Below are 728 nucleotides of genomic sequence, written 5' to 3' on the forward strand. Positions count from 1 at the left end.
GGCGGGGGCTGCGGGCGACGACGAGGCACCGGCGGCCGGGTCGGGCGACGACGCGGCGGGGACGGGGCGCGCGCACGCGGGCCGCGCGGTGCCGGACGCCCTGCGCCGGCCGGTGACGTGGCTGCTCGCGATCTCGTTCGCCGGCCAGGCGTTCGGGTACTACGCCGTGAGCGCGTGGCTGCCGACCGTCCTGCACGACGGCACCGGCATGGACCCGACCGCGTCCGGCGGTGCGGCGGCGCTGTTCCAGCTGTTCGGGATGGTCGGCGGCGTGGCGGTGCCGATCGCGCTGTCACGGCACGTGCCGATGCGGGTGGTGTCGCTCGCGATCGCGCTCGGGTGGGTCACGCTGCCCATCGGGCTCGTGCTCGCGCCCGGCGCGTGGGGCGTGTGGTGCACGCTCGCGGGCGTCGCGCAGGGCGGCAACTTCGCGGTGATCTTCACGGTCGTGGCGCAGACCGCGGGGTCGCAGCGCGCGGCGCGGCGCATGTCCGCCGCCGTCCAGAGCTTCGGGTACGCGTGCGGCGCCGCGGGCCCGAGCGTGCTCGGCGCGGTGCACGCGGCGTCGGGCGGGTGGCAGGCGCCGCTCATGGTGGTGCTCGGCTCGATCCTCACGATGGCCGTGGCGGCGCAGCTCGCGCTGCGCACCGTGCGTCGGACGGCCTGACGGCGCACGGCTCGAGCGCGAGGGCGCGCGAGCGCGCGGCCTGCCGGCGCGGGGCCGGGCC

The 728-nt window shown here is 78.7% G+C and carries 1 protein-coding gene; it reads left to right on the forward strand.

What is annotated here, in order from left to right; genetic code table 11:
- Window positions 1-667: MFS transporter (locus CTKZ_RS21155; RefSeq protein WP_124344709.1), on the forward strand; the 667-nt coding region annotated here is incomplete at its 5' end.
- Window positions 668-728: the final 61 nt, after the last annotated feature.

This window comes from Cellulomonas algicola (genome assembly GCF_003851725.1).
GTDB classification, from domain to species: domain Bacteria; phylum Actinomycetota; class Actinomycetes; order Actinomycetales; family Cellulomonadaceae; genus Cellulomonas; species Cellulomonas algicola.